The organism is Allobosea sp. 05T439, from assembly GCF_056396005.1.
Genome location: NZ_JBFTKP010000137.1, coordinates 1 through 606 on the forward strand (window position 1 = coordinate 1; position 606 = coordinate 606).

General features: G+C 63.1%; 1 protein-coding gene. It reads left to right on the forward strand.

Annotated elements, in window-relative coordinates:
- Window positions 1-149 precede the first annotated feature (149 nt).
- On the forward strand, window positions 150-606 hold a 457-nt coding region (locus tag AC1DIO_RS35420; protein WP_476854960.1), incomplete at its 3' end, for a methyltransferase family protein.

The window sequence follows — 606 nt, forward strand, 5'->3', positions numbered from 1 at the left end:
TCTCGTCTTGCGCGATGCCGCGGCCGAGTGGAAAATGCCCCCACGCGAATGGACCGAAGCCAAGTCCCAGTTCGCKATCATGTTCGAGGATCGCTTCATCACTCAATGAAGCTCAACCCGCCCCGGACACAAAAATTCAGACACTCCCCATGCGGCCGGGCGGCAACAAGCCGCCGCCCGCGTTGAGAGCCTTCTCGCTCATCCTGTTCCTGCATTGGATCGTTGCCGGGCTCGACCGTGGTCGTTTCCATTGGAGCGACAACGTGCCCGGCTGGCTGCAGGGCATGTGCCTGTTCACGGTCGGCGCCGGCTACGCCCTGGCACTCTGGGCCATGCGCGTGAACCGGTTCTTCTCCTCGGTCATTCGCATCCAGACCGAGCGTGGTCACCACGTCGTCACCACGGGACCCTACGCCTTCCTCCGCCATCCCGGATACAGCGCCGGGATTCTGATCATGGTGGAGGCCGTGTGCAAACGCGCTATTGGGATGCCTGAGGTGTGCGCCGCGTCGTCTGCGGGTGAAGTTGGACAAGAGTCGCGGCGACCCGTTCAGGTCCGCATCGCCAGAATGAGCGGCCCAGCGCCAAGGATGGCGATCACTCTCT